We start from the raw sequence: 25434 nt of genomic DNA, 5'->3' as shown, positions 1-25434 counted from the left end.
GGGATGAATTTCTTCACTCCCTGCTGAGCCGCCTGCGTTGCCGCTTTGCCGTCTCAGTGGTGGCGCATTATAGGGAGTTATTCGGAGCTGACAAGGGTTTATTGCAAAAAAATGATCTTCCGGCCTAAATTTCGCCACAACGCGCTATTTCACAACGATTTGCCTGGTAAGTGCGCAAAATCCTGGGCAAAAAGCGTCACTTTGTTCCAATCGGTATAGTCCACTTCTTTTGACGTATCAGTTTCGCCGCCGGTCATGCGCATAATCAATTGGATCATAATACGATCAAACCAGCGGTAACGCGGATAACGTAGCGCGCCAGCAAATACCGCACAGCATTCTGGTTGCCACGGCGACTTTTCCAGGAACTTGCGCGTATAGGCATTGGTTTCTGGCGTGCACTTACCTGCTTTTCGCGCTGTCAGGTTGACGCTAAAGAAACCATTCACGCGCTGCTGCAACTGCGACTGATGTTGTGTGACAAATTTCATCAGTGCAGGATTAAAATGGCCATAGCGAATCGATGCACCAATCAGCACGCGATCGTACTGCGTCCAATCAACCCTCTGCGCCTGCAGCAAATCGATGACGTCGCACAGCTGCTGCGGCGCTAACGTCTGTGCAATACGCGCGGCAATCTCACGGGTTTGCCCATCTCGGCTGGAATAAAGAATCAACGCTTTCATTACTCAATCCTATTTTTTCATTCACGCCAGAAAGTCGGCGTAAACAGCACCAGCAACGTGAACACTTCGAGGCGTCCAAACAGCATGGTCAAAATCAAAATCCACTTCGCAACATCATTCATCGAAGTGAAGTTATCAGCCACAACACCCAACCCCGGCCCAAGATTATTCAAGGTTGCAGCCACCGCAGCAAACGCAGAGAAATCATCCACGCCAGTCGCGATAATAGCCAGCATGCTCACCAGGAACACCAGAGCATATGCCGAGAAGAATCCCCAAACGGCTTCGAGGATACGTTCTGGCAGCGCACGATTACCCAGCTTAATGGTGTAAACCGCATTCGGGTGCACCAGCCGTTTCAGCTCACGCGACCCCTGCTTAAACAGCAACAGTATACGAATCACCTTCAAACCACCGCCGGTAGACCCCGCCATGCCGCCGATAAACGCCGAGCACAGTAGCAGCACAGGCAGGAACAGCGGCCAGCGTGCGATGCTGTCAGTTGTAAAGCCAGCGGTCGTCGCCATTGATACCACCTGGAAAAACGCCTGATTAAGCGTTTGCCAACCGCTGGAATAGACATTGTGGAACCACAGCACCACCGTACAGATCAGCACCAACGTCAGCTGAACGCCAATAAACATACGGAATTCGGGATCGCGCCAGTAAACTTTGAGATTACGGCCACTTAATAGCGAGAAATGCAGGCCGTAATTACAGCCCGATATCAGCAAAAACACCGCGACGATAGTGTTAATGGTTGGGCTATTAAAGTAGCCGATGCTGGCATCATGCGTGGAGAAGCCACCAATGGCGATAGTTGAGAAACTATGGCCGATGGCATCAAACAGCGGCATGCCTGCCAGCCACAGCGCCACCGCGCACGCCACGGTGAGCAACACATAGATTAACCAAAGGGTTTTGGCCGTTTCCGCAATACGCGGACGCATCTTGTTATCTTTTAGTGGACCCGGCATCTCGGCCCGGTAAAGCTGCATGCCCCCCACGCCCAGAATCGGCAAAATCGCCACCGCCAGCACAATGATTCCCATCCCGCCGAGCCACTGCAGCATCTGACGATAAAACAGAATTGCTTTCGGCAGCGTATCGAGGCCCACCAGCGTGGTGGCACCGGTGGTCGTGAGTCCAGAGAAGGATTCAAAGAATGCATCGGTAATCGAAAGATGCGGTTGTTCGGCGAAGATAAAGGGCATGGCACCCACGCTACCGAGCACGGTCCAGAATAGCACCACGATGAGGAAGCCTTCACGCGGCTTCAGTTCAGTTTTTTGTTTGCGATTCGGCCACCACAGCAGCGAACCAATCACAATCGCCATCATAAAGGTTTGGCTGAACGCGCGCCCTGCACCGTCGCGATAAATTAAAGCAACGAGGCCCGGTAAGATCATGGTCACCGAGAACAGAATCACCAGCAGGCCCACAATGCGGGTAATGGCACGAAAATGCATTCAGCCGTTTCCTTTAAACAGATGCTTTTAGTTTGTCAGCGGGATGAGCGTCAGCGCGCCCCGGCTGTAATCAGAGAGGTTTTGGCGAAAGCCATCAATCTGCCCATGCGGCAGTGCCAAACGTAGCGCAATACGATCCTGATAATGGCTCTCTTCAATGATGCCGTCAAAACGCTGCAGCAAGCGCTCAATGTCGCTGAGTTGGGCATAATCACAGTGCAGGGTAAAGGACTCCATCGGCACTTTACGCTGGCGTACTAGCTGCTTCAGCCCTTGCTGCACCCCGCCGCCATAGGCTTTTACCAGGCCACCGGTACCAAGCATAATGCCGCCGTAGTAGCGCACCACCACCGCAGTAATCTCGCCCATACCGCTGCCCATCAGCTGTGCCAGCATCGGTTTCCCCGCGGTGCCAGACGGCTCACCATCATCGGAGAACCCCAACTGTTGCGAATCATCTGGCGCACCGGCCACCCACGCCCAGCAGTGATGCCGCGCGGTGGGATGTTCCTGCTTCACCTGCTGCACAAACGCGCGCGCCGCTTCCACGCCCGCAGTATGCGCCAGCAAAGTGATGAAGCGACTTTTCTTAATGGTTTCCTCGCTGAGACTCACGGCCTCAGCGGGAATGTCATAAGCATCCATCAGGCAAGGTGCAGATCGCGCGTCATATTTTCAATACGATTGGCGTGAACCACCACGTTATCCTCGATACGAATACCGCCGTACGGTTTCAATGCATCGATTGCTGCCCAGTCAAAGTATTGGCTGAACTTGCCGCCGCGCAGCTTCGCCAGCAGCGAATCGATAATATAGAAGCCGGGTTCAATAGTCAGCACCATGCCAGGTTCCAGCACGCGCGTGCAGCGCAGGTAAGGATAGTGTGAGGGTGCAGCGAGATGCGTGCCGCTGTCGTCCTGCATAAAGCCAGCAACATCGTGCACCTGCAGGCCCAGCGGATGTCCCAGACCGTGCGGCATAAACGGACCGGTTAAATCTTCTGCCACCAGCGTCTCTTCGGTCAGGCCTTTCACCAGCTCAAACTTCAGCAGCAGACGCGCAATGCGCTGATGCATTTGTAGATGATAATCGGTATAGCGCACACCTGCTTTCAACGTGGCGATCAGCGCCAGTTCTTCCTTGTTCATCGCGGCGATCATATCGGCATAACGCGATTTACTCTGCGCCGCATAGCTGCGCGTCAGATCGGCGGCATAACCGAGATATTCCGCACCGGCGTCAATCAGAAAGCTATGGCGTTTCGCGGGCGGCTGGTGATCCAGTTTGGTGTAATGCAGCACAGCAGCATGTTCATTGAGCGCGACGATATTGCCGTAAGGCACATCGGTATCGCGATGACCGGTAGCCGTCAGATAGGCGATGTTGATATCGAACTCGCTCATACCCGATTCGAATGCCTCTTTGGCTGCGCGATGGCCCGCCACCGCCAGCTTCTGCGCCTCTCGCATACACGCCAGTTCGTAATCTGTTTTGATGCTGCGATGGTAATGCAGGAAGTCGATCACACCTTTAGGATTCACCTGCTCGCTATTAATGCCGAGCTGCGCAGCGCGAGACGGTACCGGACCGATATACGCCACGTTATCGCGCTGAGCAGGCAACAGCTGCGCAATGTCATCAGCGTTCTTCAAGCCGATTACGTCAACATCGTTGGTCCAAAAGCTATTCGGCAGCGGCTCAACGTTGTGCCAGTAATCCACCGGTGAATAAAACCACAGTTTCGGTTTATTCACGCCATCAATCCATAACCAGCAGTTTGGCACCTGCGTCACCGGCACCCATGCTTTAAACTGGGGATTCACCTTAAACGGATAGTCATGATCGTCGAGAAAAACGGTCAGCAGCTCGCCGGAATGAATCAGCATGGCATCAAGCTTAAAGCGAGCCAGCACCTGTTGCGCCCGCTTCTGCAGCGTATCGATGTGCGCGTGATACAGGGTTTTCAGTGAATCCATGGACTTGTCTCCGATGTCGCGAAAGTGGCCGCAGTGTAGCACAGCCGTGTTGCGGATGCCGTCTTGCACGCGCTGTGATCGCCGTACCAAATAATCAAACTCTCGTTTGCAAATAATTAACATCACACTCACACTCCGATCCATCTGGTATGACCAGATCATCATTCGCGGTTTCAGGAGACGAACATGCTCTACCAAGGCGATACCCTTTCAGTGCACTGGCTTGACGACGGCATCGCCGAGCTGGTATTCGATGCGCCCGGTTCGGTGAACAAACTCGATACCAAAACTGTCGCCTCATTAGGCGAGGCGCTGAGCGTATTGGAACAACAACCCGCGCTGCGCGGCCTGCTGCTGTCATCAGCCAAACCGGCGTTTATCGTCGGAGCCGACATCACAGAGTTCCTGTCGTTGTTTGATGCGCCGGAAGAGAGCCTGAGCCAGTGGCTGGCTTTCGCCAACAGCATCTTCAATCGGCTGGAAGATTTACCCGTACCCACCGTGGCGGCTATCGACGGCTATGCGTTAGGCGGCGGCTGCGAATGCGTGCTGGCGGTGGACTTCCGTGTTGCCACGCCAACTGCGCGCATCGGCCTGCCAGAAACCAAACTGGGCATTATGCCGGGCTTTGGCGGCAGCGTGCGCTTACCGCGCCTGCTGGGTGCTGACAGCGCGATGGAAATCATCGCCGCGGGCAAAGATGTGGATGGCAGCAGCGCCCTGAAGCTCGGCCTGGTTGATGCAGTCGTCAGTAGCGACAAATTACGTGCGGCTGCGCTAACCGTATTGCAAGACGCTATCACGCAGGGCAACTGGCAGGCGCGTCGCGCACCCAAGCTAGCGCCGCTGAAACTCAGTCCGATAGAAGCCGCAATGAGCTTCACGATCGCCAAAAGTATGGTGATGCAAACGGCTGGCAAACACTATCCGGCGCCGGTTACCGCCGTGAAAACCATTGAAGCCGCCGCCAGTCTTGGTCGTGACGATGCTCTGAAACTGGAAACCGCTGCTTTTGTGCCGCTGGCGAAAAGCGATGTCGCCCGCGCACTGGTTGGTATTTTCCTTAACGATCAGTACGTCAAAGGTTTGGCGAAGAAACACAGCAGCGCGGTCGGAGCTCCTCAGCAAGCAGCAGTATTAGGCGCAGGCATCATGGGCGGCGGCATCGCCTATCAATCGGCATGGAAAGGCGTGCCGGTGATGATGAAAGATATCAATCCACAGGCGTTGACGCTGGGCATGACAGAAGCCAGCAAACTGCTTAACAAACAGTTGGAACGCGGCAAAATTGACGGGGCCAAACTGGCCAGCGTGCTCACCACCATTCAACCGACGCTGGATTATGCCGGTTTTGAACGCACCGATGTGGTAGTGGAAGCCGTTGTTGAGAATCCGCAGATCAAAGCCAAAGTGCTGGCGGAAACTGAGCAGCACCTGCGCGAAGATGCCATTCTGGCCTCTAACACTTCCACCATTCCAATTAGCCAGTTGGCAAAAGCTCTGCAACGCCCGGAAAACTTCTGCGGCATGCACTTCTTCAATCCGGTACCACGGATGCCGCTGGTAGAAGTGATTCGCGGCGAGCAAACCTCGGAAGCGACCATCAGCAAAGTGGTGGCCTGGGCCAGCAAGATGGGCAAAACGCCGATTGTGGTCAACGACTGCCCGGGTTTCTTTGTGAACCGTGTGCTGTTCCCCTACTTCGCGGCTTTCAGTCTGCTGCTGCGCGACGGAGCGGATTTCCGCCAGATCGACAAAGTGATGGAAAAACAGTTCGGCTGGCCGATGGGCCCGGCCTGGTTATTGGATGTGGTCGGTATTGATACCGCGCACCATGCCCAGCAAGTGATGGCGCAAGGTTTCCCGTCACGTATGCAGAAAGATTATCGCGACGCCATTGATGTGCTGTTCGAAGCCAAACGCTACGGTCAGAAAAACGGCCAGGGTTTTTACCGCTGGGAGCAGGACAAAAAAGGCAAAGCACAGAAGAAAGCCGATGCGGCAGTGGATGCGTTGTTGGCACCCATCAGCCAGCCAACCCGCGTGTTTAGCGATGAAGAGATTGCTAACCGCATGATGCTACCAATGCTCAATGAAGTCGTGCGCTGCCTTGAAGAGAAGATCATCGCCTCGCCGGCGGAAGCCGACATGGCGCTGGTTTATGGCCTCGGCTTCCCACCTTTCCGCGGCGGCGCATTCCGCTACATGGATACGCTCGGCAACAGCAACGTCGTCGATCAGGCTAAGCGTTATGCCGCTCTAGGCCCGCTGTATGCGCTCCCGGAGCTGCTGTTGCAAAAAGCCCATCAGCATCAGAGCTGGTATCCCGCGGTGCAACCAATTGACGAAGCGGCGCTGCAAAGTGCCTGAGGTAATAAAAATGGAAAAAGTGGTGATTGTTGATGCGGTACGCACGCCGATGGGCCGCTCCAAAGGCGGTGCATTTCGCCAGGTTCGCGCGGAAGATCTTTCGGCGCATTTAATACGCGAGCTGCTGAGCCGTAATCCGTCGGTCGATCCCGCCGCGCTGGACGATATTATCTGGGGCTGCGTACAGCAGACGCTGGAACAAGGTTTCAACATTGCACGTAACGCTGCGCTGCTGGCGGAGATCCCCCATCGTGTACCTGCCAGCACCGTCAACCGCCTGTGTGGTTCGTCGATGCAGGCGCTGCACGATGCGGCCCGAGCGATCATGGTGGGCGATGCGCACGCTTGCTTGATTGGTGGTGTAGAACATATGGGCCACGTGCCGATGAGCCACGGCGTGGATTTCCATCCAGGCCTTGGTCGCACGGTGGCAAAAGCGGCAGGCATGATGGGTTTAACTGCTGAAATGCTGGCGCGCATGCATCACATCACGCGCGAACAGCAAGACGCATTTGCCCTGCGTTCACACCAGCGCGCATGGGCAGCCACTCAGCGCGGTGACTTTAAGCGCGAAATCGTGCCAACCTACGGCCACGATGCCGATGGCGTGTTGAAGCGTTATGAAACCGATGAAGTGATTCGCGAAGAGACCAGCCTGGAGGGATTAGCCTCGTTGCGTCCGGCATTCGATCCGGTGAATGGCACCGTCACCGCGGGTAGCTCATCGGCGCTCTCCGATGGCGCCGCCGCCATGTTGATGATGAGCGAAAGCCGCGCGCGCGAACTCGGCTTAACGCCGCGCGCACGTATTCGCAGCATGGCGGTCGTCGGCTGCGATCCGTCGATTATGGGCTACGGACCGGTTCCCGCCAGTAAGCTGGCGCTGAAGCGTGCGGGTTTAAGCGTGCAGGATATCGACTTGTTCGAGTTCAACGAGGCCTTTGCCGCCCAGGCGCTGCCGTGCATCAAGGACATGGGCTTGCTGGAACAGTTGGATGAGAAGGTGAATTTAAATGGCGGCGCGATTGCGCTCGGTCATCCACTGGGATGCTCCGGTGCGCGTATCAGTACCACGCTGCTGAATCTGATGGAACGTCGCGATGCACAATTTGGTCTGGCGACCATGTGCATTGGCTTAGGCCAGGGCATCGCAACGGTATTCGAACGGGTTTAATACGTTAACCATTGCACGTGTTCCCGCCCTCTCGGGCGGGCTTTTTTGTCTGTCAGATAAACGCAAACGCATCGCCGAACATCTGTGCTTCCAGCGCGCCGCGCTCAGCGCAGAAACGCTCCCGCGCAATCTTCGCCATCTCAAAACGACCGGCAATGTAAATGTCGTGTTCGCTGAGTGAAGCGTAATCCTGCATCACCGCCGTCAGCACCGTACCACTGCGCCCTACCCAATCGTCCGCCGGTTGCTCAACCACCGGAATCACTTTCAGGTTCGGATGCTTCACCGCCAGCGCATTCAGCTCATCCAAATCGTACAGGTGCATCAGCTCACGACCGCCCCAGTAAATCGCAATCTCACGATCGGGCTTTTGTGCCAACGCGGTCAGCAGAATAGAACGCGCGTAGGAGAAGCCAGTGCCACCGGCGATCAGAATGATTGGACGATCGCTCTCTTCACGCAGCCAGGCATCGCCATGCGGCATATCTACCGTAATCTGACGATCGTTTTTAATGCGATCCATCACCGCCATCGCGTAGAGGTTGAGATCGGATGCGCCGATGTGCAGTTCAATGATGTCTTTTTCCATCGGCGTGGACGCCAGAGAAAACGGGCGCTTATCGCGCTCATCCATCACTACCATCAGATATTGTCCGGCGCGGAAGCTAAAATCCGCGGCCGGAATCAAACGGACGCGGAAAACCGTATCCGTAATCGCTTCAACCGAAGTTACTTTGCAGCTTAACGTTGTCATGCGTTCCCTTTTTCTTCGGGTCTGGTTGGTCTGCCGCTTTTAGCGCTGCGGCGGCTCGGCAAAGATTGCTAATTCATCCCAAATGGCGTCAATACGCGCCGTAACGGCCGGATCTTTGACAATCGGCGTGCCCCATTCGCGTGTGGTTTCGCCCGGCCACTTATTAGTGGCATCAAGTCCCATCTTCGAGCCCAAACCGGAAACCGGTGAGGCAAAGTCGAGATAGTCGATCGGCGTATTCTCAACCAGCACCGTATCGCGTGCCGGATCCATGCGCGTGGTAATCGCCCAAATCACATCGTTCCAGTCACGTGCGTTAACGTCGTCATCACATACAATCACAAACTTGGTGTACATGAACTGGCGCAGGAAAGACCACACGCCGAACATCACGCGTTTGGCGTGACCGGCATACTGTTTTTTAATCGTCACCACGGCAAGGCGATAAGAACACCCTTCTGGCGGGAGATAGAAATCCACAATCTCCGGGAACTGCTTGATCAAAATCGGCACCAGCACTTCATTCAGCGCGACGCCCAGCACCGCCGGTTCATCCGGTGGACGCCCGGTGTAGGTTGAATGATAAATCGGGTTGCGACGTTGCGTTACGTGCGTCACGGTAAACACCGGGAAACTATCTACTTCATTGTAGTATCCCGTGTGATCGCCGTACGGCCCTTCCGGCGCCATGTCTCCTGGCTCGATATAGCCTTCCAGCACGATTTCTGCGCTCGCAGGCACTTCAAGTTCGTTCGAGATGCACTTTACCACTTCGGTTTTGTTGCCACGCAGCAAACCGGCAAAGGCATATTCAGAGAGCGTATCAGGCACCGGCGTGACCGCGCCGAGAATGGTGGCAGGATCGGCGCCAAGCGCTACCGATACCGGAAAACGCTCACCCGGATGCGCTTTGCACCACTCCTGGAAATCCAGCGCGCCGCCGCGATGCGACAGCCAGCGCATAATCACGCGATTCTTACCGATCACCTGCTGGCGATAGATACCGAGGTTTTGCCGCTCTTTGTGCGGGCCGCGCGTGACGGTCAATCCCCAGGTAATCAGCGGCGCGGCATCGCCCGGCCAGCATTTCATCACAGGAATACGCGATAGATCGACTTCATCACCGCTAAAAATCTCTTCCTGACACGGCGCGTTGCGCAGGCGCTTGGTGGGCATATTCAATACTTGCTTGAACTGCGGCATTTTATCGAAGAGATCGCGGAAGCCTTTTGGCGGCTCCGGCTCTTTCAGGAACGCCAGCAGTTTACCCACCTCACGCAGCGCACTGACCTCTTCCTGGCCCATGCCCATCGCCACGCGCTTCGGGGTACCAAACAGATTGCACAGCACTGGCATGTCGTACCCTTTTGGGTTCTCGAACAGTAACGCCGGGCCGCCGGCACGCAGGGTGCGATCGGCAATTTCCGTCATCTCCAGTTCAGGATCGATCTCCTGAGTGATGCGCTTTAACTCGCCACGCTGTTCCAGCAGCGAGAGGAAGTCTCGTAAATCCTGATATTTCATGCGGCTTTAGCTTTCCGGCCAGAGTGAAGCGCCATTATAGGTGTGTTTCACGCTAGCATGTTGAGGTTTCTGAGTCAGAAGTGCGTCAGGCTGGCTGACAGGAAAACGGCACCAGCGACTGTATCGCCAGCACATCATGATATGCCGCAGCCGGTTCGCCGTGGCGGAACACTTTGAAGTCTTCACCGCGTGCGCTGTAGTAACGCAGACGATTTTCACTCACGTGCAGGAAGCTGGCTTCGCGCAGCGCAATCACCGATTCATGCGGGTTAACGGCGCAGAATTCAGCCAAGCGCTCATCGCGCGTTTCGCCCATATGACCGCTGACGTGCGCATCCAGATAATGCGGATTGATCTGCACCGGGAACAGACCAAGTGCCGGAAGCACCACACTGCTGCGCACTGGCATATCATTGGTGGTTCTGATTGAAGGCGTTGCTACGTTGCATCCGGCGCTCCAGCCGATGTACGGCACATCACGCTCACGCACCGCGCGTTGAATCGCGACGATCAGGCCGTGCTCATGCAGCATTTGATTGAGGAACCAAGTATTTCCACCGCTCACCAAAATCAGCTCAGCTTGCTCAATCGCCGCAACGGGCGAGGTAAACTCATGCACGGTACGCACTTCAATACCTAATGAATCTGATAAATCCTGGGCTCGCTGCGCATGATCGCCACGAATAATCGCGTAGGGCACCAATACCGCGGATGTGATTCCACGCTGGGCGATCATCGCGTGCAGTTGCGGGTGGGCGTAACTCAACAGCGGCGCATCGTCAGCCACTTTGCCATTACTTAACAGGAACAGTTCCATCAGCCACTCCATTTCAATCGTAAGATGGAGAAGGAGTCTGATACAGATAGTTGTCGGCCGTCAATTTTCTTGCAAGAAACGGTGACAAAGACGTATCAATCAGAAGATTCGCAGTGAAATTTTTTTCAGCATGCCGTTTCCCTCGGCCGATGCGCTATAACTCTGACAGCAGGTTTGATATTCTTAGCGTCCATTATTTGGGAGCAGTTATGGAATCCTGGTACTTACTCTATTGTAAACGTGGACAACTGTTGCGCGCGAAAGAACATCTTGAGCGGCAAGCGGTGAATTGCCTTAGCCCGATGATCGCTCTGGAGAAGATTGTGCGCGGTAAACGCACTACCGTGAGTGAACCGCTGTTCCCCAACTATTTGTTTATCGAGTTTGATCCCGAAGCGATTCACACCACCACCATCAGCAGCACGCGCGGTGTCAGCCATTTCGTACGCTTCGGCACCATGCCGGCGACCGTATCGCATAATGTGATCGAAGCGCTGCAAACCGATACGCCGCAGATCGTACTCGATCCGGAAACGCCGCAGAGCGGTGATGAAGTGATCATCACCGATGGCACTTTCGAAGGGCTGCGCGCCATTTTTGCCGAGCCGGATGGTGAAACACGTTCGGTGCTGCTGCTAAACATGCTGAATAAACAGGTGATGCGCAGCGTGGATAACAAGCAGTTCCGTAAACTTTAAGCCAGTTTAAACAGCTGGCGCGCGTTGAGATTGACCTGCGCGCCCAGCGCTTCTGCCTCTTCACCGCGCCAGTTTGCTACTTGCTGCACAATGTGCGGCAGGAAACACGGCTCGTTGCGACGCGAAGTCGGCCTTGGATGCATATCGCGCGGCAGTAAATAGGGCGCATCCGTTTCCAGCAACAGTCGCTCGGCCGGAATCAACGGCAGCAGTTCACGCAGTTCCATACCGCGACGCTCGTCGCACACCCAGCCGGTAATGCCTACAGAAAGTCCTAGCGCCAGGCAAGACTGCAGCTCATCGCGCGTACCGGTAAAACAGTGCACCACTGCACCCGCCAGTTTTGGCAACCACGGCTCAAGCACGGCAACAAAACGCTCGTGTGCTTCGCGGCAATGCAAAAAAACGGGCAGCTGCAGCTCAGCGGCCAACGCCAGCTGCGCATCAAAAGCATACTCTTGCTGATCGTGTGCCGAGAGATTGCGATTGAAATCCAGTCCACATTCGCCGATGGCGACGACTTGTTCGCTCTCCGCGAGACGGCGCAAGGTATTCGCCGTCTCCGCCGACCATTCGCTGGCGTGATGCGGATGGACGCCCGCTGTCGACCAGCAATAACCAGCATGTAATGCTGCTAGCTGGCGTGCCTGCTGACTCTCCAGCGCATTGGTGCCGGTAATTAACAGGCCGGTGACGCCTGCTTCGCGCGCACGTTTCACAACCTGCTCGCGATCTTTTGCGAATTGCGTGCTGGTCAGGTTTACACCGATATCAAACATGTTTTCTCCCCAATAAAAAACCGCCCAATGGGCGGTTTAGATGCTTTCTCTTCCCGCTCGCTAGCGGGTGCCCTGCATTAAGGACATCAGGATTCGGTATTGTGTTCCTCATCCGAAGCGTGACGCCCTTTCCCCACATAGTAACGGGAGAAGAATACGCCGACTTCAAACAGGCAGTACATCGGAATAGCGAGCAAAGTTTGGGAGAAAACGTCTGGCGGTGTGAGCAACATCCCAACAACGAACGCGCCAACCAAAATGTAAGGACGTTTCTTTTTCAGATCTTCCGGCGAGGTGATGCCCGTCCAGCATAGCAGCACAATCGCAATCGGCACCTCAAACGCCACGCCAAACGCCATGAAGATCGTCATAACGAAGTCGAGGTAGTTAGTAATATCCGTCGCGATAGTCACGCCCTGCGGCGCGGTTTTGGCAAAGAAGCCAAACGCCAGCGGGAACACGATGAAGTAAGCGAACGCCACGCCGACATAGAACAGCAGCGTACTGGAGAACAGCAGCGGCATCACCAGTTTACGCTCGTGACGATACAGCGCTGGCGCCACAAACGCCCATACCTGATACAGAATCACCGGCACGGCCAAAAATACCGAGACAATGATCGTGAGCTTGATCGGGGTAAAGAACGGCGATGCAACATCGGTGGCGATCATGCTCGCCCCGGCAGGCATCTGGCTAATCAGCGGTGACGCTACCAGATGGTAAATATCATTCGCAAAGTAGACCAGACACAGAAAGATGACTAAAACAGCGATGATGCAGTTCAACAAACGCTTGCGCAGCTCAATCAGATGGCTAATGAGCGGTTGGGTATCTTCAACGGCCATGTTTATGGTTCATCTTTTACGAGAGAAGTCTTCGCGGTGCTTTGTGGGGCACTGGCGACGGAGTGAGTTTCCGCTACAGGGGATACGTCATTTGGCTGCTGCGGGGCCTGCGCAGGTGCACTGGTTTGATGCTCCGCTGCAGCGGGCGTGACAGGCGGTGAAGTCACTGGCTGGGCAGCCTCTGTTGCTGGCCGGGTCTGATGAATGGTGTTCGCTTCATCTTCCTCTTTTTCGAGATCGATGCTCTGCTGCACGGAGCGCTTCATGGAGTCAGCGGTTTTCCGCAGTTCTTCCATCGACTCTTTCAGCTCCGGCGACAGCGTGCCGCGGCCCGCCTCTTCTACCTTTTTCAGGCTGTCCTGCAGCTCCTGCAGTTTCAGCTCCTGCGCCAGTTCATTTTGTACATTCGCCGCCAGCGAGCGAATGGCTCTGATCCAGCCAACGACAGTTTTCACCGCAACCGGTAAGCGCTGCGGGCCAAGCACAATTAGCCCGATAACGAACACCAATACCAGTTCACTAAAACCAATGTCGAACACAGTTATACCTGCTTGTCGTTCCGGGCGTCGTCTTTAGTCGCCGAGGTTTGCTGTTTGTCTGCCAGAGTTTTGGCGTTGAAGTCAGCGTCCTGCTCTTTCGGTTGATCCTTTTTATCGTCTTCGTCACCCATGGCTTTTTTGAAGCCGCGAATGGAAGATCCCAAATCCGAACCCAGGTTGCGAAGTTTATTGGTACCGAACAGAAGTACAACAATGACGGCAATGATTAACAATTGCCAAATACTGATACCGCCCATGAGATATGCCTCTAATATTCTGTGAAAAACTGTTGATTGTAACGCACAGAAAGCCCGTATGATTTCGGGCTTAAGCTTGCGACATTACGCGATTTGCACCAGGCAGACAATCAGTTTGTCTTACGCCAGCCGATAAGCCAAGTGACGATGCCTGCGGCCATTAATAGCGCGGGAAAGAAATCCCAGTCCGGTCGACTTAACAGCACGGCGGTGCCACTTAATAACAGTGTAGCGCCTACACCGAAGAGGTAGCGCGCCTGATGATTGCGCGTTCGCTGTGCATTTAAATCGGTGACGAGTTTATCGACACTGTGCTTCAATAATTTGTGCTGGCGCATGCTGTCGTAAAAAAGTTCCGGAAGTTCCGGCAATTTTTCCGCCCAGTACGGCGCCTTCTCTTTCACCGCCCGCAGGATCGCCGGAATCCCAATCTGGTCTTTGATCCAATCCTCGAGGAACGGCTTGGCCGTTTTCCACAGATCGAGCTGAGGATAGAGCTGGCGGCCAATCCCTTCGACATAAAGCAGCGTTTTCTGCAGTAGCACCAGCTGCGGCTGCACTTCCATATTAAAGCGACGCGCCGTATTAAACAGGTTTAGCAGCACATGCCCGAAGGAGATCTCGGCCAGCGGCTTTTCGAAAATCGGTTCACATACGGTACGAATGGCGAATTCGAAGTCTTCCACATTGGTATCGGGCGGCACCCAGCCGGAATCAACGTGTAGCTCAGCCACTTTGCGATAATCGCGATTAAAGAAGGCAATGAAATTCTCTGCCAGATAGCGCTTATCTTCCTTGTTTAGCGAGCCAACGATGCCACAGTCAATGCCGATGTACTGCGGATCTTCCGGGTGGTCATAGCTGACGAAAATATTGCCAGGATGCATGTCGGCATGGAAGAAACTGTCGCGGAATACCTGGGTGAAGAACACCTGCACGCCGCGCTCCGCCAGCAGCTTCATATTGACGCCGTGCTGCTCCAGCGTAGCGATATCTGAGATGGGAATACCGTAAATGCGCTCCATCACCATCATCGATTCGCTGCAGTAATCGGAAAACACTTCCGGTACATACAGCATGCGGCTTTGATCGAAGTTACGCCGCAGTTGGATGGCGTTCGCCGCCTCACGTAGTAAATTCAGCTCATCAATCAAGGTTTTTTCATAGTCGCGCACCACTTCTACCGGGCGTAAACGACGCCCATCTGGCAGTAAACGCGGCACCCATCGCGCCAGACGATAAATCAAGCGCATATCCGCTCGGATCACCGGCAGGATATCGGGACGAATCACTTTGATCACCACGTCACGACCATTGGATTTCAACGTTGCCGTATGTACCTGCGCGATGGAGGCGGACGCCAGCGGTTTGATGTCGAAATCGTCAAACCAGGTTTCTACCGGTCCGCCAATCGACTTTTCAATCTGCTGCTTCGCTTTAACGCCATCAAAAGGCGCCACACGGTCTTGCAACACTGCCAGCTCATCGGCAATCGCCGGTGGGAACAGATCGCGCCGCGTGGAAAGCATCTGACCAAATTTGATCCACACCGGACCAAGCTGCTCCATCGCTAAACGGATACGCACGCCAGCGGAAGCGTCTTTGTGTTGATTAGGGATCCAGAAAATGCAGCGCCGCCACAAGCGTAAAAGCAGCGTGAAGCGCATGCGGGGAATCAGTTCATCAAGGCCGTAAGTAAGAAAGATCTTGATGATGAAGTATAAGCGCCGAATTTCTCCCAGCGTCATTTCGCCTCCAGCTGTGCCAAACGCGTTTCAAACGCATTGAGCGAACGTTCCATCGCTTCCACTTCCTCGCAGAACCATGCCAACTCCAGTGCACCCGGCGCGACGCGCCACTCTTCGGTTAGCGCCTGGCCAAGATAATCCTGACGGCGGGTCACCTGCTGCTGCACAAATTTCAACGCCTGGCGTGCGGCCTGGCTAATGCCCTGCGCGGCAATATCACCCATCCACGGCGCAAGATATTCTGCCGGGTCAAGCTCGGCGAGATCCATCAGCGCAGAGAACTGCTGCACCACCTGCAAATCACCTTCCACGTCCAATTCACCGCTACGGATTAAACCGGTGAGTTGCTGACGGTCGCGCAGTTTCGGCAAGGTGCTGAGACGCAGGCTCACCGCGCAATCGCCGCTGTCCTGCCAATCACTCAACACATCAAGCTGTGATTCGCTAAACACCAGCACTAAGGGAAAATCGAGCTCTTGCAGGCGCAGCAGCAACACTTTACCTGCCAGACGCTGACGCGCGGCTTTAAGGCTGCGATCGCGGTAGAGAACACGGTTCAGGGCGGTCTCAAGACCGCCGGTAATAAGAGGAGTTAAAGTCATGATGGATTAGAATTTAAATCCGCGATGCAGCGCGACAATACCGCCAGTCATATTGAAGTAGGTGGTATTTTCAAACCCCGCATCGTTCATCATCGCTTTCAGGGTTTCCTGATCGGGATGCATACGTATTGACTCCGCCAGATAACGATAGCTCTCGGCATCTTGTGCCACCAGCTGACCAATACGCGGCAGAATATGGAATGAATAGGTGTCGTAAGCTTTGCTCAGCGGCTCCAGTAGCGGCTTGGAGAATTCCAGCACCAGCAGGCGTCCGCCCGGCTTCAGCACGCGGAACATCGACGCCAGCGCTTTCTCTTTTTCGGTGACGTTACGCAAACCGAACGAAATAGTGATGCAATCGAAATAGTTATCCGGGAAAGGCAGCGCTTCGGCGTTAGCCTGCACATAGCTGACGTTGCCCGAGACGCCGAGATTACGTAGCTTTTCGCGCCCCATCTTCAGCATGGAGCTGTTGATGTCAGCCAGGACAACCTGGCCCGTTTCGCCGACCAGACGCGAGAATTTTGCCGTCAGATCGCCGGTACCACCCGCCAGGTCTAACACACGCTGACCGCGGCGCACGCCGCTGCTATCAATGGTAAAACGCTTCCAGACACGATGGATGCCAAACGACATCAAATCGTTCATCAGGTCATATTTTGCCGCGACGGAGTGAAACACGTCCGCGACTTTATCGGCCTTTTCGCTTTTAGCGACGGTCTGGAAGCCAAAATGGGTAGTTTCCTGCTGTGATTCATCTGCCATCGGTTTTACCTGTTCCACAAACAATTCTTGCCGAAGTGTATCAGAGTCGCGCTACACGAGCACGCGACCACCGTGCTATTCGTTGATGCGGCGCAGCGAATCCGTTGTTGGATCCGTGGCGTTTTCATCAACCGCGGGATCGTCAGCCCAATCTTCATCCGCCTCTTCCGGCTGCGCCTGTTCCACCAGCTGTGGATTGATGGGCCGCTTGATCTCGACACCCAGCGAGCGGAAGGCTTCACTTTGCGCAATCAGGTTGCCGCGCCCTTCTGACAGCTTTTTCATCGCCTGATGATAACTTTGCTGCGCTTTATCCAGATTATGCCCAATGCCGCTCATGTCATCGACGAACAGCCGCATCTTGTCATACAGCCGCGTTGCCCGATCGGCGATACGCTGCGCGTTGCGGCTTTGATGCTCGTAACGCCAGAGATTGTTAATGGTACGCAGCGCCACCAGCAGCGTCGTTGGACTCACCAGCATAATATTCTGCTGTAACGCTTCGCTGATCAGCTCTGGCTGGCGATCGATGGCCAGCAGAAACGCGGGCTCCACCGGGATAAACATCAACACATAATCCAGAGAGCGTAAACCGGGCAATTGTTGGTAATCTTTTCGGCCGAGCAGCCGAATATGGCCGCGCATGGCATTGACGTGCTCCTGAATCGCCTGCTCACGCGTGGCTTCATCGTCAGCATTGAAATAGCGCTCATAGGCCACCAACGTCATTTTGGCGTCAATTACCACATCTTTGCCCTGCGGCAGTCGGACGATAACATCCGGCTGCATCCTGCCCTGCTGTTCCAGCTGCACGCTCACCTGCGTTTGGTATTCATGGCCTTCACGCAGTCCAGAGGCTTCCAGCACGCGGCTGAGCACCACTTCGCCCCAGTTGCCCTGGATTTTATTATCGCCTTTCAGCGCTTTGGTGAGGTTGACCGCTTCCTGCGCCATCTGTGCGTTCAGCTGCTGCAACTGACGGATTTCGTGCGTCAGCGTATGACGTTCGCGCGCTTCCAGGCCAAAGCTGTCATTCACCTGTCTGCGGAAACCGTCCAACTGTTCGCGCAGCGGAGCAATCAGGCTATTCAGGCTTTGACGGTTTTGTTCATCGACACGTCGTCCACTGTTTTCGAAAATGCGATTCGCCAGGTTTTCAAACTGCGCGCTAAGGCGCTGCTCGCTATTGGTCAGCAGCCGCTGTTTCTCCTCGGCGCCGTAACGCGTCTCTTCAAGCCGAATGGTGACTTCGCGCAGTTCAGCTTCCTGGGCACTATTCACTTCAAGCTGATTACGCAATTCACGACTGAGCTGCTCACTTTCGCCGCGCCAGTAATCAAGCTGCTGTAAGCGCTCTTGCGCACCGCTAAGCGCGCCATGCAGTTGACGCAGCTCTTGTTCGCGCTGCTGGATCTGCTGCTGCAGGTGTTCGAGCTGCTGCTGTTGACGCTGCTGCGCCTCTTCCAACAGGCGACGCTCGGTGGTGAAGCTGGCGTGTTGATGACCGGCGCGCAGCTGGGCAATGATCCAGCCAATGCCCAGGCCGGCCAGTGCCAGCGCGCCGCTAATGATAAGTTGTTGATCCATAATTCCCCCGCGGATCGTCTCGCTGAGGGAAAAGGTAGAGGTGTACTGTATGAATGTCCAGACAATATTTACCGCGTTTTGACGGTCAGCTTGCCCGCTTTCCACGCATCAATCAGGAAGAATGGCATGGGCAGCACCCATTCGGTTTCGTTCTGTATTTTAGCCGGATAGGTCCAGCTTTTTCCGTCATAAGTGATCTCAACCCGCTGCCAACCGTTTTCCGCATTATCCACGACACCCGCCATGCTGGAGAAGCCCGCGTTACTGCCGACATGGAAACTGTTGGCTTGCCAGCGAATCGGTTGATGCGACGGCCAAGGCTGTGCCTGATGGAAATGAAAAATATCATCGTGACTGAGCAAACTGTCGCGCACCGTTGGCCACAGCGCCACTTTAAGGAAGTACTGATCGGTAAAGCGTTCGCTGCCTTGATACTGGGCGATAAAATCACGCATCTGCTGTTCAACATTGTGGAACACGCCGTGACAGCCGCCCCACATGCCCGCGAGCAGCAGTTCGGTGTGAGTAAAGTAGTCACGCATGTGGTGGAACCAGTACGGTGAATTCAGCCAGGCTTCCACCGCCGCGACTTCGCGCTCTGACAGCAGTGAATCGGCATCACGCACGATAAAGCGTTTAACGCTGGGATCGTCCATCACCAGAAAACGCCACAGCGTAGGGAAGAGCGTTTTTTCCTGCGACATATCCACCAGCTGGCTATTTGGCTGCTGCAGACGTTGCCAGACATGCTGCGGTACGCTGTCGTCGAGATAAATGCGGCAGATCCAGTCAGGATAAAGCTCGCGCGCCACTTCGATGTTTTTGATCAGCGTTTCACAGTAGCGTGGCTGATCGCCGAACAGGCTGAAGGCGATGATATTCTCCGCGGGGTTACTGCGATGAAACGGCGGCGGCGCGGCGGAAGGTAACGCGGCTTTCTGGCCCTTGCTGAAGGTCGCATCGGATTTCTGCAGCGACTCCAGGCCATAACGCGCCACTTCATCGTGCTTTTCCAGCCAGCCGCAAACTTCCGTCAAGCCATCCAGCCAGGTTTCCGAGGCTTGTGCACGCTGCGCTGGCGGGGCCTGATAGACCTTCTGGTAAATCTTATAAGCTTTTTTATATTCGCCCACACGCATCAGTGTTAGCGCGTAGTCGCTAAGCACCTGCATATGCTGAGGCAAAACGCGCAGCACTTCTTCACAACACTGACGCGCAAGGGGATAGTTCGCAGCCGTCATGGCTGCGCGAAATCGTGCTGCTGCACCTTCAACGCGTGATTGCGCAGCAGCGGGATTATTAAGGGAATGAGGGCGTGAGACAGAAACCATTTTGCGCATAAGTAATTTCTCAGTAAGACTGAAATAGCGCGCATTCTAATCAGGCAATTATTGAGCTCCCTATGGTCCTGGTCTCGAATTCATCCCTTGAATGGCGCACTAAATTAAACGACGCGCGGCTTCAACAACAATTTTCACCGCATCACTTTCGGTCTGCTTCATGGTCGCCGCATCCGGAATCTCTTTCTGCGTACGGTTCACGATGACGCCAGCCACCATGCCGGCACGCAGCCCCTGACTGGCGCACATGGTTAACAGTGTAGCGGATTCCATCTCATAGTTAAGAACGCCCATTTGCTGCCACTCATTCATCGAGCCCTGGAAGCGATTCACGACGCGGCCCGAGAAGGTGTCGTAGCGTTCCTGGCCAGGGTAGAAGGTGTCTGAAGAGGCGGTGATGCCAATGTGTGTTTTCGCGCCACACTCTTCCGCCGCAGCGACCAGCGCGGTGGTGCAGGCAAAATCGGCCACGGCCGGGAACTCCATCGGCGCAAAGTGCAGGCTGGCACCGTCAAGGCGAACCGAGGCGGTGGTGACCAATACATCGCCAACATTAATATGTGGCTGAATCGCGCCGGTGGTGCCAACGCGCAGGAAAGTACGCACGCCAAGCTGCGCCAGCTCTTCTACCGCAATCGACGTGGATGGCCCGCCGATACCGGTTGAACACACCACCACAGGTTTTCCATCCACTTCCGCCAGATAGGTGGTGAACTCCCGGTGTGAAGCCAGATGCTGCGGATTGTCCATCAGCGCGGCAATTTTCTTCACGCGCTCTGGATCGCCGGGAACGATGGCAAGGGTGGCGCCTTTGAGGGAAGCTTTGGTAATACCAAGGTGGAAAACGTCAGACTGGGCCATAACAGACTCCTGCTAGATAGGGGGGATGTGCGCGCCACTCTACGTGAGCAGGCAGCATAATTATGTGATTCATTTCACCATCAACAATGAAACTTACATTATCAGAAAAATATTATGTGATTATCGTCACACATTAACGCTGTGCAATTCTGAATTGCTACAAGCGGTGCTGTGTAAGTTCTTAGCGCAATGTTAATAGAGAAGAAGTATGCATGAAAAATTCCTCGGCACCCTACGTCAGCCTGGCTTACCTCAGCCAGGCTATAGTTACGTGATTGCGCAATGGCTAGCACGGAGAGAATAATGAAAACCGAAGACAATATGACACAAAAAACGGCGCCCGGCGGCTTTGCGCCGGCAGTTCAGCCCACCGCAAGCAGCACCATTATTACCGCCAGCGACGCGATTCATGCGGGTGAAACCTCAGTCCCAAGCCAGGGCGAAAATCTGCCCGCCTATTATGCTCGGCCAAAAGCGTATCAGGGCACGCTGCCGGTCGTTTTAGTGGTGCAGGAGATTTTCGGGGTGCATGAGCATATCCGCGATATCTGCCGCCGTTTGGCGCTGGAAGGCTATCTGGCGATTGCCCCTGAGCTCTATTTCCGCGAAGGCGATCCTAACGATTACAACGACATTCCCACCTTGTTCAAAGAGTTGGTGAGCAAGGTGCCGGATACGCAGGTACTGTCCGATCTCGATCATGTGGCCAACTGGGCGGCACGCCATGATGGCGATATCCGTTGCCTGGCCATTACCGGTTTCTGCTGGGGCGGACGCATTAGCTGGCTGTTTGCTGCACACAATCCGCAGGTGCGTGCCGCAGTGGCGTGGTACGGCCGCTTAGACGGTGAAAAAACGCTGAAGCAGCAAAAGCATCCTATTGATATCGCGGTGGATTTGAATGCGCCGGTATTAGGATTGTACGGTGGTCAGGACGAGAGCATTCCGCTGGAGAGCATTGATAAGATGCGTCAGGCGCTGCATGCTGCCAATGCCAAAGCGGAGATCGTGGTGTATCCGGATGCCGGTCACGCCTTCAACGCCGATTACCGTGCGAGCTATCACGCGGATTCTGCTAAAGATGGCTGGCAACGCATGCTGGCGTGGTTCACGCAGCATGGCGTGGCGCCGAATGCGTAATAAAAAAGGGGCGCTTATGCGCCCCAACGTATTAACACAACCACTTTTACCGCAATTACGCTTTTTCACCGCGCAGGTTTTGCGCCGCTTTCACCATGTTAGCCAGAGCCTGGCGCGTTTCCGTCCAGCCTCGGGTTTTCAAACCACAATCTGGGTTCACCCACAGACGCGCTTGCGGAATACTCTGCGCCGCTTTACGCAGCAGCTCTTCCATCCACTCCACGCTCGGTACGTTAGGCGAGTGAATGTCGTAGACGCCGGGACCGATTTCGTTGGGATAGGCGAACTCTTTAAAGGTATCCAGCAGATCCATATCTGAACGTGACGTTTCGATAGTGATGACATCCGCGTCCAACGCTGCGATTGAATCCATGATGTCGTTGAACTCGCAGTAACACATGTGGGTGTGAATCTGCGTGTTGTCTTGCGCTACTGCGGCATTCAGGCGGAAGGCGTCGACCGCCCAGGCCAGGTACGCTGCCCAATCGGATTGATGCAGCGGCAGGCCTTCACGCAGCGCGGGTTCATCAATCTGAATAATACCGATACCGGCTTTTTCCAAATCTTCCACTTCGTCACGCAGCGCCAGTGCAATCTGTTTGGCGATGGTTTCACGGGTCACATCTTCACGCGGGAAAGACCAGCAGAGAATGGTCACCGGGCCGGTCAGCATGCCTTTAACCGGTTTGTCGGTCAGCGACTGCGCGTATTTTGCCCACTCAACGGTAATCGCTTTAGGGCGGCTGACGTCGCCAATGATGATCGGCGGCTTAACACAGCGTGAACCATAGCTCTGTACCCAACCATTTTGTGTAAATACGAAGCCGTCGAGGTTTTCGCCGAAGTACTCGACCATATCGTTACGTTCTGCTTCACCGTGTACCAGCACGTCAAGGCCCAAACGTTCCTGCTCAACAATCGCCTGTTTAATGTGTTCGGCGATGCCGGTGCGATAGTTAGCGCCGTCAATGTTACCTTTCTTAAAATCGAGGCGCAGACCACGGATTTCAGTGGTTTGTGGGAATGAACCGATGGTGGTGGTCGGCCATGCAGGCAAGTTGAAGCGCTTGCGCTGTGCTTTGGCACGCTCGGTATAGCTGCTGGTGCGTTCTACATCTTTCGCCTGAATTTTTGCCAGACGCTCACCAACCGCGGCATTGTGCACGCGCGTTGAGTTGGCTCGAGCACGAATCGGCGCACTCCACGCCACCAGAGAGGCGGCATCGTTGTTATTCAGCGCCTTACTCAGCAACGCCAGCTCCGTACACTTCTGCAATGCAAAGGCGAACCAGCTTTTCACCTCGTCGTCGAGACGCATTTCCACGCTCAAATCGATGGGGCTGTGCAGCAGCGAGCAAGATGAACCGATCCACAGCTGTTGACGCTGGCCAACCAGCGGCTGCAGGCGTTCAAACCAGCTGCTGAGATCCGCACGCCAAACGTTACGGCCGTTGATCACGCCGACGGACAGCAGCCAAGTTGCGGGGATCTGCTGGTTCAACTGCTGGATGTCATCTTTACCGTGTACCAGATCAACGTGCAGACCTTGCACCGGCAGCGCTTTAATTACGTCGAGGTTCTGACCGATGCTGTCGAAGTAAGTGGTTAGCAGCAGTTTGCATTCGCCCTGCAGCACGTCGTAAGCCGCTTTGAACGCATCGCGCCATGCTTGCGGCAGTTCCAGCGCCAGCGCAGGCTCATCGATCTGCACCCATTCGATACCGCGTTTTTTCAGTTCAGCCAGTACCTGTTTGTAGACGGGCAGGATCTCTTTGAGCAGTGACAGACGATCGAACGGCTCGCCTTTCACTTTACCCAGCCACAGATAGGTAACCGGGCCGAGCACCACCGGTTTAACGTTGTGGCCTAACGCCAGCGCTTCATCAACTTCATTGAGCAGCTGTGTCCAGGTCAGTTTGAACTGCTGGCCCTGGCTGAATTCTGGCACCATGTAGTGATAATTGGTGTTGAACCATTTGGTCATTTCGGCCGCCGCCGCCGGTTCGCCGCTAGGTGCGCGGCCACGCCCCAGGCGGAACAATGTATCCAAATCAACAGAACCATCTTTGTTCTGGTGACGCGCTGGCACGTTACCCAGCAGCAGGCTGGTGGTCAGTACGTGATCGTACCAGGCAAAATCACCGACCGGCAGCAGATTCACGCCCGCGTCTTTCTGCTGTTGCCAATGACGGGCACGCAGTTCACGACCTACCGCCAGCAGCTCTTCCTGTGAGCTTTTTCCTGCCCAATAGCTCTCTTGTGCTTTTTTCAGTTCACGACGCAGACCGACGCGAGGAAAACCGAGTGTATGGTTCAGAATGGTCATTTGATGTTCTCCAGATATTCTTTAGGTACAACCGATTTACGTTCATCCAGCGAAGGCAAATTCCCTTCGCCGAGCGGTGTGGCTGGACAAACGTAAAGTGGCCGCAGCGCTTACTTGAGATGTTTAGCCGTCCAGATGTTTACACCGCTATAATCTGCGGGTACTGTATGTTCCTCAAGCGCAATTTGTTCAATCTCGATGTGAAGGAATCTCATGATCGAACTCAAACACCTGCGGACGCTGCAGGCGTTACGGAATACCGGCTCTTTAGCCGCCGCCGCCTCCCAGCTTCATCAAACGCAATCAGCGTTATCTCACCAGTTCAGCGATCTGGAACAGCGCCTGGGCTTTCGTCTGTTTGTACGTAAAAGCCAGCCGCTACGTTTTACGCCGCAGGGAGAGATATTGTTGCAGCTGGCCGAGCAGGTTTTGCCGCAGATTCAGCAGGCCTTGCAGGCATGCCATGAGCCGCATCAGGCCACGTTGCGTATCGCCATTGAGTGCCACAGCTGTATTCAGTGGCTGACGCCCGCGTTAAATAATTTCCGCCAAAGCTGGCCGCAGGTGGTGATGGATTTCAAATCCGGCGTGACCTTTGATCCGCAACCCGCACTGCAGCAGGGTGAGCTGGATGTGGTATTAACCTCAGATATTCTGCCGCGCAGCGGATTGTTCTACACGCCGATGTTTGATTTTGAAGTGCGTTTGGTAATGGCGCCGGATCATCCTTTGGCGCAGCTTGATCACATCTCTCCGGAAGATATGGCTGAAGAGGTGCTGATGATTTATCCGGTGCAGCGTCAACGTTTGGATGTCTGGCGGCATTTCCTGCAGCCGGCGGGCGTGAGTCCTGCGCTGAAGAGCGTGGATAATACATTGCTGCTGATTCAGATGGTGTCAGCGCGCATGGGCATTGCCGCGCTGCCACATTGGGTGGTGGAGAATTTCGAGCATCAGGGATTGGTGGTGACCAGAACGCTGGGCGAGGGCCTGTGGAGTCGCCTGTATGCTGCGGTACGTGAAGGCGAGCAGCGTCAGCCGGTGCTGGAAGCCTTTGTACGTTTTGCCCGTCAGCACGCCTGTGAACACTTACCTTTCGTGCGCGATGCTGCGCGTCCTGGCGCATTACAAACCACCTCATCCTGATGACGCGGGGCGGCGAATGTCGCCTGTGCTG

At 54.9% G+C, this 25434-nt stretch carries 23 protein-coding genes; 5 read left to right on the top strand and 18 right to left on the bottom strand.

Features of this window, described 5'->3' with window-relative positions:
* Positions 1-149 precede the first annotated feature (149 nt).
* The 4 genes from hemG to pepQ are packed head-to-tail and all read right to left on the bottom strand — an operon-like array spanning position 150 to position 4131.
* Positions 150-686, bottom strand: coding sequence for a menaquinone-dependent protoporphyrinogen IX dehydrogenase (hemG, locus tag ACIP6T_RS21210; protein WP_400458761.1), 537 nt, complete (start codon positions 684-686; stop codon positions 150-152).
* A gap of 17 nt (positions 687-703) precedes the next feature.
* Positions 704-2155, bottom strand: a complete 1452-nt coding sequence (gene trkH / locus ACIP6T_RS21205; RefSeq protein ID WP_097095314.1) for a Trk system potassium transporter TrkH — start codon at positions 2153-2155, stop codon at positions 704-706.
* 27 nt (positions 2156-2182) lie between these two features.
* Positions 2183-2800 carry an IMPACT family protein gene (locus ACIP6T_RS21200; protein ID WP_400458759.1) on the bottom strand — a complete coding sequence of 206 codons (618 nt, stop codon included), beginning with the start codon at positions 2798-2800 and terminating at the stop codon, positions 2183-2185.
* Entirely contained in the window at positions 2800-4131 is a 1332-nt protein-coding gene (pepQ, locus tag ACIP6T_RS21195; RefSeq protein WP_097095316.1) for a Xaa-Pro dipeptidase, read from the bottom strand. The genes ACIP6T_RS21200 and pepQ overlap by 1 nt, the downstream gene beginning before the upstream one ends.
* Before the next feature lie 186 nt (positions 4132-4317).
* Here pepQ and fadB point away from each other — a divergent pair, with 186 nt between their 5' ends.
* Both fadB and fadA read left to right on the top strand, forming a co-directional pair.
* Positions 4318-6501 (top strand): fatty acid oxidation complex subunit alpha FadB, encoded by a 2184-nt coding sequence (fadB, locus tag ACIP6T_RS21190; RefSeq protein ID WP_400458757.1) that lies wholly within the window; start codon positions 4318-4320, stop codon positions 6499-6501.
* Positions 6502-6511: 10 nt separating this feature from the next.
* Entirely contained in the window at positions 6512-7675 is a 1164-nt protein-coding gene (fadA, locus tag ACIP6T_RS21185) for an acetyl-CoA C-acyltransferase FadA (RefSeq protein ID WP_400458755.1), read from the top strand.
* A 52-nt stretch (positions 7676-7727) separates the two neighbouring features.
* On the opposite strand, the gene fre is transcribed toward fadA, so the two are convergent.
* From fre to pepE, 3 genes are all read right to left on the bottom strand, one after another.
* Complete coding sequence (fre, locus tag ACIP6T_RS21180; RefSeq protein ID WP_345827466.1) at positions 7728-8429, bottom strand: NAD(P)H-flavin reductase; 702 nt, start codon at positions 8427-8429, stop codon at positions 7728-7730.
* 39 nt (positions 8430-8468) lie between these two features.
* A complete protein-coding gene (ubiD, locus tag ACIP6T_RS21175; RefSeq protein WP_097095320.1) occupies positions 8469-9953 on the bottom strand; it encodes a 4-hydroxy-3-polyprenylbenzoate decarboxylase in 1485 nt (494 codons plus the stop codon).
* 85 nt (positions 9954-10038) lie between these two features.
* A complete protein-coding gene (gene pepE / locus ACIP6T_RS21170; protein WP_400458752.1) occupies positions 10039-10770 on the bottom strand; it encodes a dipeptidase PepE in 732 nt (243 codons plus the stop codon).
* Positions 10771-10979: 209 nt separating this feature from the next.
* Between pepE and rfaH the strand changes: the two genes are divergently transcribed.
* Complete coding sequence (gene rfaH, locus ACIP6T_RS21165; RefSeq protein ID WP_097097608.1) at positions 10980-11468, top strand: transcription/translation regulatory transformer protein RfaH; 489 nt, start codon at positions 10980-10982, stop codon at positions 11466-11468.
* Here rfaH and tatD read toward each other — a convergent pair.
* The 10 genes from tatD to udp form a co-directional block, all read right to left on the bottom strand.
* On the bottom strand, positions 11465-12247 hold the full coding sequence (gene tatD / locus ACIP6T_RS21160; RefSeq protein ID WP_400458750.1) for a 3'-5' ssDNA/RNA exonuclease TatD: 783 nt from the start codon (positions 12245-12247) through the stop codon (positions 11465-11467). The two genes, rfaH and tatD, sit on opposite strands and share 4 nt — an antisense overlap.
* Positions 12248-12333: 86 nt before the next feature.
* Positions 12334-13092 carry a Sec-independent protein translocase subunit TatC gene (gene tatC / locus ACIP6T_RS21155; protein ID WP_097095323.1) on the bottom strand — a complete coding sequence of 253 codons (759 nt, stop codon included), beginning with the start codon at positions 13090-13092 and terminating at the stop codon, positions 12334-12336.
* Between the two features lie 2 nt (positions 13093-13094).
* A complete protein-coding gene (tatB, locus tag ACIP6T_RS21150) occupies positions 13095-13631 on the bottom strand; it encodes a Sec-independent protein translocase protein TatB (RefSeq protein WP_400458748.1) in 537 nt (178 codons plus the stop codon).
* Positions 13632-13633: 2 nt separating this feature from the next.
* The gene (gene tatA / locus ACIP6T_RS21145) at positions 13634-13888 is read right to left on the bottom strand and encodes a Sec-independent protein translocase subunit TatA (RefSeq protein ID WP_009127893.1); all 255 of its coding nucleotides are present in this window, start codon (positions 13886-13888) and stop codon (positions 13634-13636) included.
* 110 nt (positions 13889-13998) lie between these two features.
* The gene (gene ubiB / locus ACIP6T_RS21140; protein ID WP_097095325.1) at positions 13999-15636 is read right to left on the bottom strand and encodes a ubiquinone biosynthesis regulatory protein kinase UbiB; all 1638 of its coding nucleotides are present in this window, start codon (positions 15634-15636) and stop codon (positions 13999-14001) included.
* Positions 15633-16238, bottom strand: coding sequence for an SCP2 domain-containing protein (locus ACIP6T_RS21135; RefSeq protein WP_097095326.1), 606 nt, complete (start codon positions 16236-16238; stop codon positions 15633-15635). Before ACIP6T_RS21135 ends, ubiB begins: the two co-directional genes overlap by 4 nt.
* 6 nt (positions 16239-16244) lie before the next feature.
* Positions 16245-17003, bottom strand: a complete 759-nt coding sequence (gene ubiE / locus ACIP6T_RS21130) for a bifunctional demethylmenaquinone methyltransferase/2-methoxy-6-polyprenyl-1,4-benzoquinol methylase UbiE (protein ID WP_008105805.1) — start codon at positions 17001-17003, stop codon at positions 16245-16247.
* Positions 17004-17078: 75 nt separating this feature from the next.
* Positions 17079-18590 carry a DNA recombination protein RmuC gene (rmuC, locus tag ACIP6T_RS21125; RefSeq protein WP_097095327.1) on the bottom strand — a complete coding sequence of 504 codons (1512 nt, stop codon included), beginning with the start codon at positions 18588-18590 and terminating at the stop codon, positions 17079-17081.
* Between the two features lie 68 nt (positions 18591-18658).
* Entirely contained in the window at positions 18659-19930 is a 1272-nt protein-coding gene (locus tag ACIP6T_RS21120; RefSeq protein WP_400458744.1) for a tetratricopeptide repeat protein, read from the bottom strand.
* 99 nt (positions 19931-20029) lie between these two features.
* Entirely contained in the window at positions 20030-20791 is a 762-nt protein-coding gene (udp, locus tag ACIP6T_RS21115; RefSeq protein WP_097095329.1) for a uridine phosphorylase, read from the bottom strand.
* 303 nt (positions 20792-21094) lie between these two features.
* Here udp and ACIP6T_RS21110 point away from each other — a divergent pair, with 303 nt between their 5' ends.
* On the top strand, positions 21095-21931 hold the full coding sequence (locus ACIP6T_RS21110) for a dienelactone hydrolase family protein (protein ID WP_400458742.1): 837 nt from the start codon (positions 21095-21097) through the stop codon (positions 21929-21931).
* A gap of 55 nt (positions 21932-21986) precedes the next feature.
* Here ACIP6T_RS21110 and metE read toward each other — a convergent pair whose 3' ends face one another.
* Complete coding sequence (gene metE / locus ACIP6T_RS21105) at positions 21987-24257, bottom strand: 5-methyltetrahydropteroyltriglutamate--homocysteine S-methyltransferase (protein WP_400458740.1); 2271 nt, start codon at positions 24255-24257, stop codon at positions 21987-21989.
* Positions 24258-24470: 213 nt separating this feature from the next.
* Here metE and metR point away from each other — a divergent pair, with 213 nt between their 5' ends.
* On the top strand, positions 24471-25403 hold the full coding sequence (gene metR / locus ACIP6T_RS21100) for an HTH-type transcriptional regulator MetR (protein WP_097095332.1): 933 nt from the start codon (positions 24471-24473) through the stop codon (positions 25401-25403).
* Positions 25404-25434 lie beyond the last annotated feature (31 nt).

It is taken from the genome of Pantoea sp. NPDC088449 (assembly GCF_044753225.1).
GTDB lineage: Bacteria > Pseudomonadota > Gammaproteobacteria > Enterobacterales > Enterobacteriaceae > Pantoea > Pantoea floridensis.
Note: the sequence above shows the minus strand (reverse complement) of the source record. Positions and strands in the feature narration are given on the sequence as shown.

Coding starts and splice junctions, on each gene's coding strand:
- hemG (WP_400458761.1), bottom strand. CDS start 686: ATGAAAGCGTTGATTCTTTATTCCAGCCGAGATGGGCAAACCCGTGAG.
- trkH (WP_097095314.1), bottom strand. CDS start 2,155: ATGCATTTTCGTGCCATTACCCGCATTGTGGGCCTGCTGGTGATTCTG.
- ACIP6T_RS21200 (WP_400458759.1), bottom strand. CDS start 2,800: ATGGATGCTTATGACATTCCCGCTGAGGCCGTGAGTCTCAGCGAGGAA.
- pepQ (WP_097095316.1), bottom strand. CDS start 4,131: ATGGATTCACTGAAAACCCTGTATCACGCGCACATCGATACGCTGCAG.
- fadB (WP_400458757.1), top strand. CDS start 4,318: ATGCTCTACCAAGGCGATACCCTTTCAGTGCACTGGCTTGACGACGGC.
- fadA (WP_400458755.1), top strand. CDS start 6,512: ATGGAAAAAGTGGTGATTGTTGATGCGGTACGCACGCCGATGGGCCGC.
- fre (WP_345827466.1), bottom strand. CDS start 8,429: ATGACAACGTTAAGCTGCAAAGTAACTTCGGTTGAAGCGATTACGGAT.
- ubiD (WP_097095320.1), bottom strand. CDS start 9,953: ATGAAATATCAGGATTTACGAGACTTCCTCTCGCTGCTGGAACAGCGT.
- pepE (WP_400458752.1), bottom strand. CDS start 10,770: ATGGAACTGTTCCTGTTAAGTAATGGCAAAGTGGCTGACGATGCGCCG.
- rfaH (WP_097097608.1), top strand. CDS start 10,980: ATGGAATCCTGGTACTTACTCTATTGTAAACGTGGACAACTGTTGCGC.
- tatD (WP_400458750.1), bottom strand. CDS start 12,247: ATGTTTGATATCGGTGTAAACCTGACCAGCACGCAATTCGCAAAAGAT.
- tatC (WP_097095323.1), bottom strand. CDS start 13,092: ATGGCCGTTGAAGATACCCAACCGCTCATTAGCCATCTGATTGAGCTG.
- tatA (WP_009127893.1), bottom strand. CDS start 13,888: ATGGGCGGTATCAGTATTTGGCAATTGTTAATCATTGCCGTCATTGTT.
- ubiB (WP_097095325.1), bottom strand. CDS start 15,636: ATGACGCTGGGAGAAATTCGGCGCTTATACTTCATCATCAAGATCTTT.
- ACIP6T_RS21135 (WP_097095326.1), bottom strand. CDS start 16,238: ATGACTTTAACTCCTCTTATTACCGGCGGTCTTGAGACCGCCCTGAAC.
- ubiE (WP_008105805.1), bottom strand. CDS start 17,003: ATGGCAGATGAATCACAGCAGGAAACTACCCATTTTGGCTTCCAGACC.
- rmuC (WP_097095327.1), bottom strand. CDS start 18,590: ATGGATCAACAACTTATCATTAGCGGCGCGCTGGCACTGGCCGGCCTG.
- ACIP6T_RS21120 (WP_400458744.1), bottom strand. CDS start 19,930: ATGCGCAAAATGGTTTCTGTCTCACGCCCTCATTCCCTTAATAATCCC.
- udp (WP_097095329.1), bottom strand. CDS start 20,791: ATGGCCCAGTCTGACGTTTTCCACCTTGGTATTACCAAAGCTTCCCTC.
- ACIP6T_RS21110 (WP_400458742.1), top strand. CDS start 21,095: ATGAAAACCGAAGACAATATGACACAAAAAACGGCGCCCGGCGGCTTT.
- metE (WP_400458740.1), bottom strand. CDS start 24,257: ATGACCATTCTGAACCATACACTCGGTTTTCCTCGCGTCGGTCTGCGT.
- metR (WP_097095332.1), top strand. CDS start 24,471: ATGATCGAACTCAAACACCTGCGGACGCTGCAGGCGTTACGGAATACC.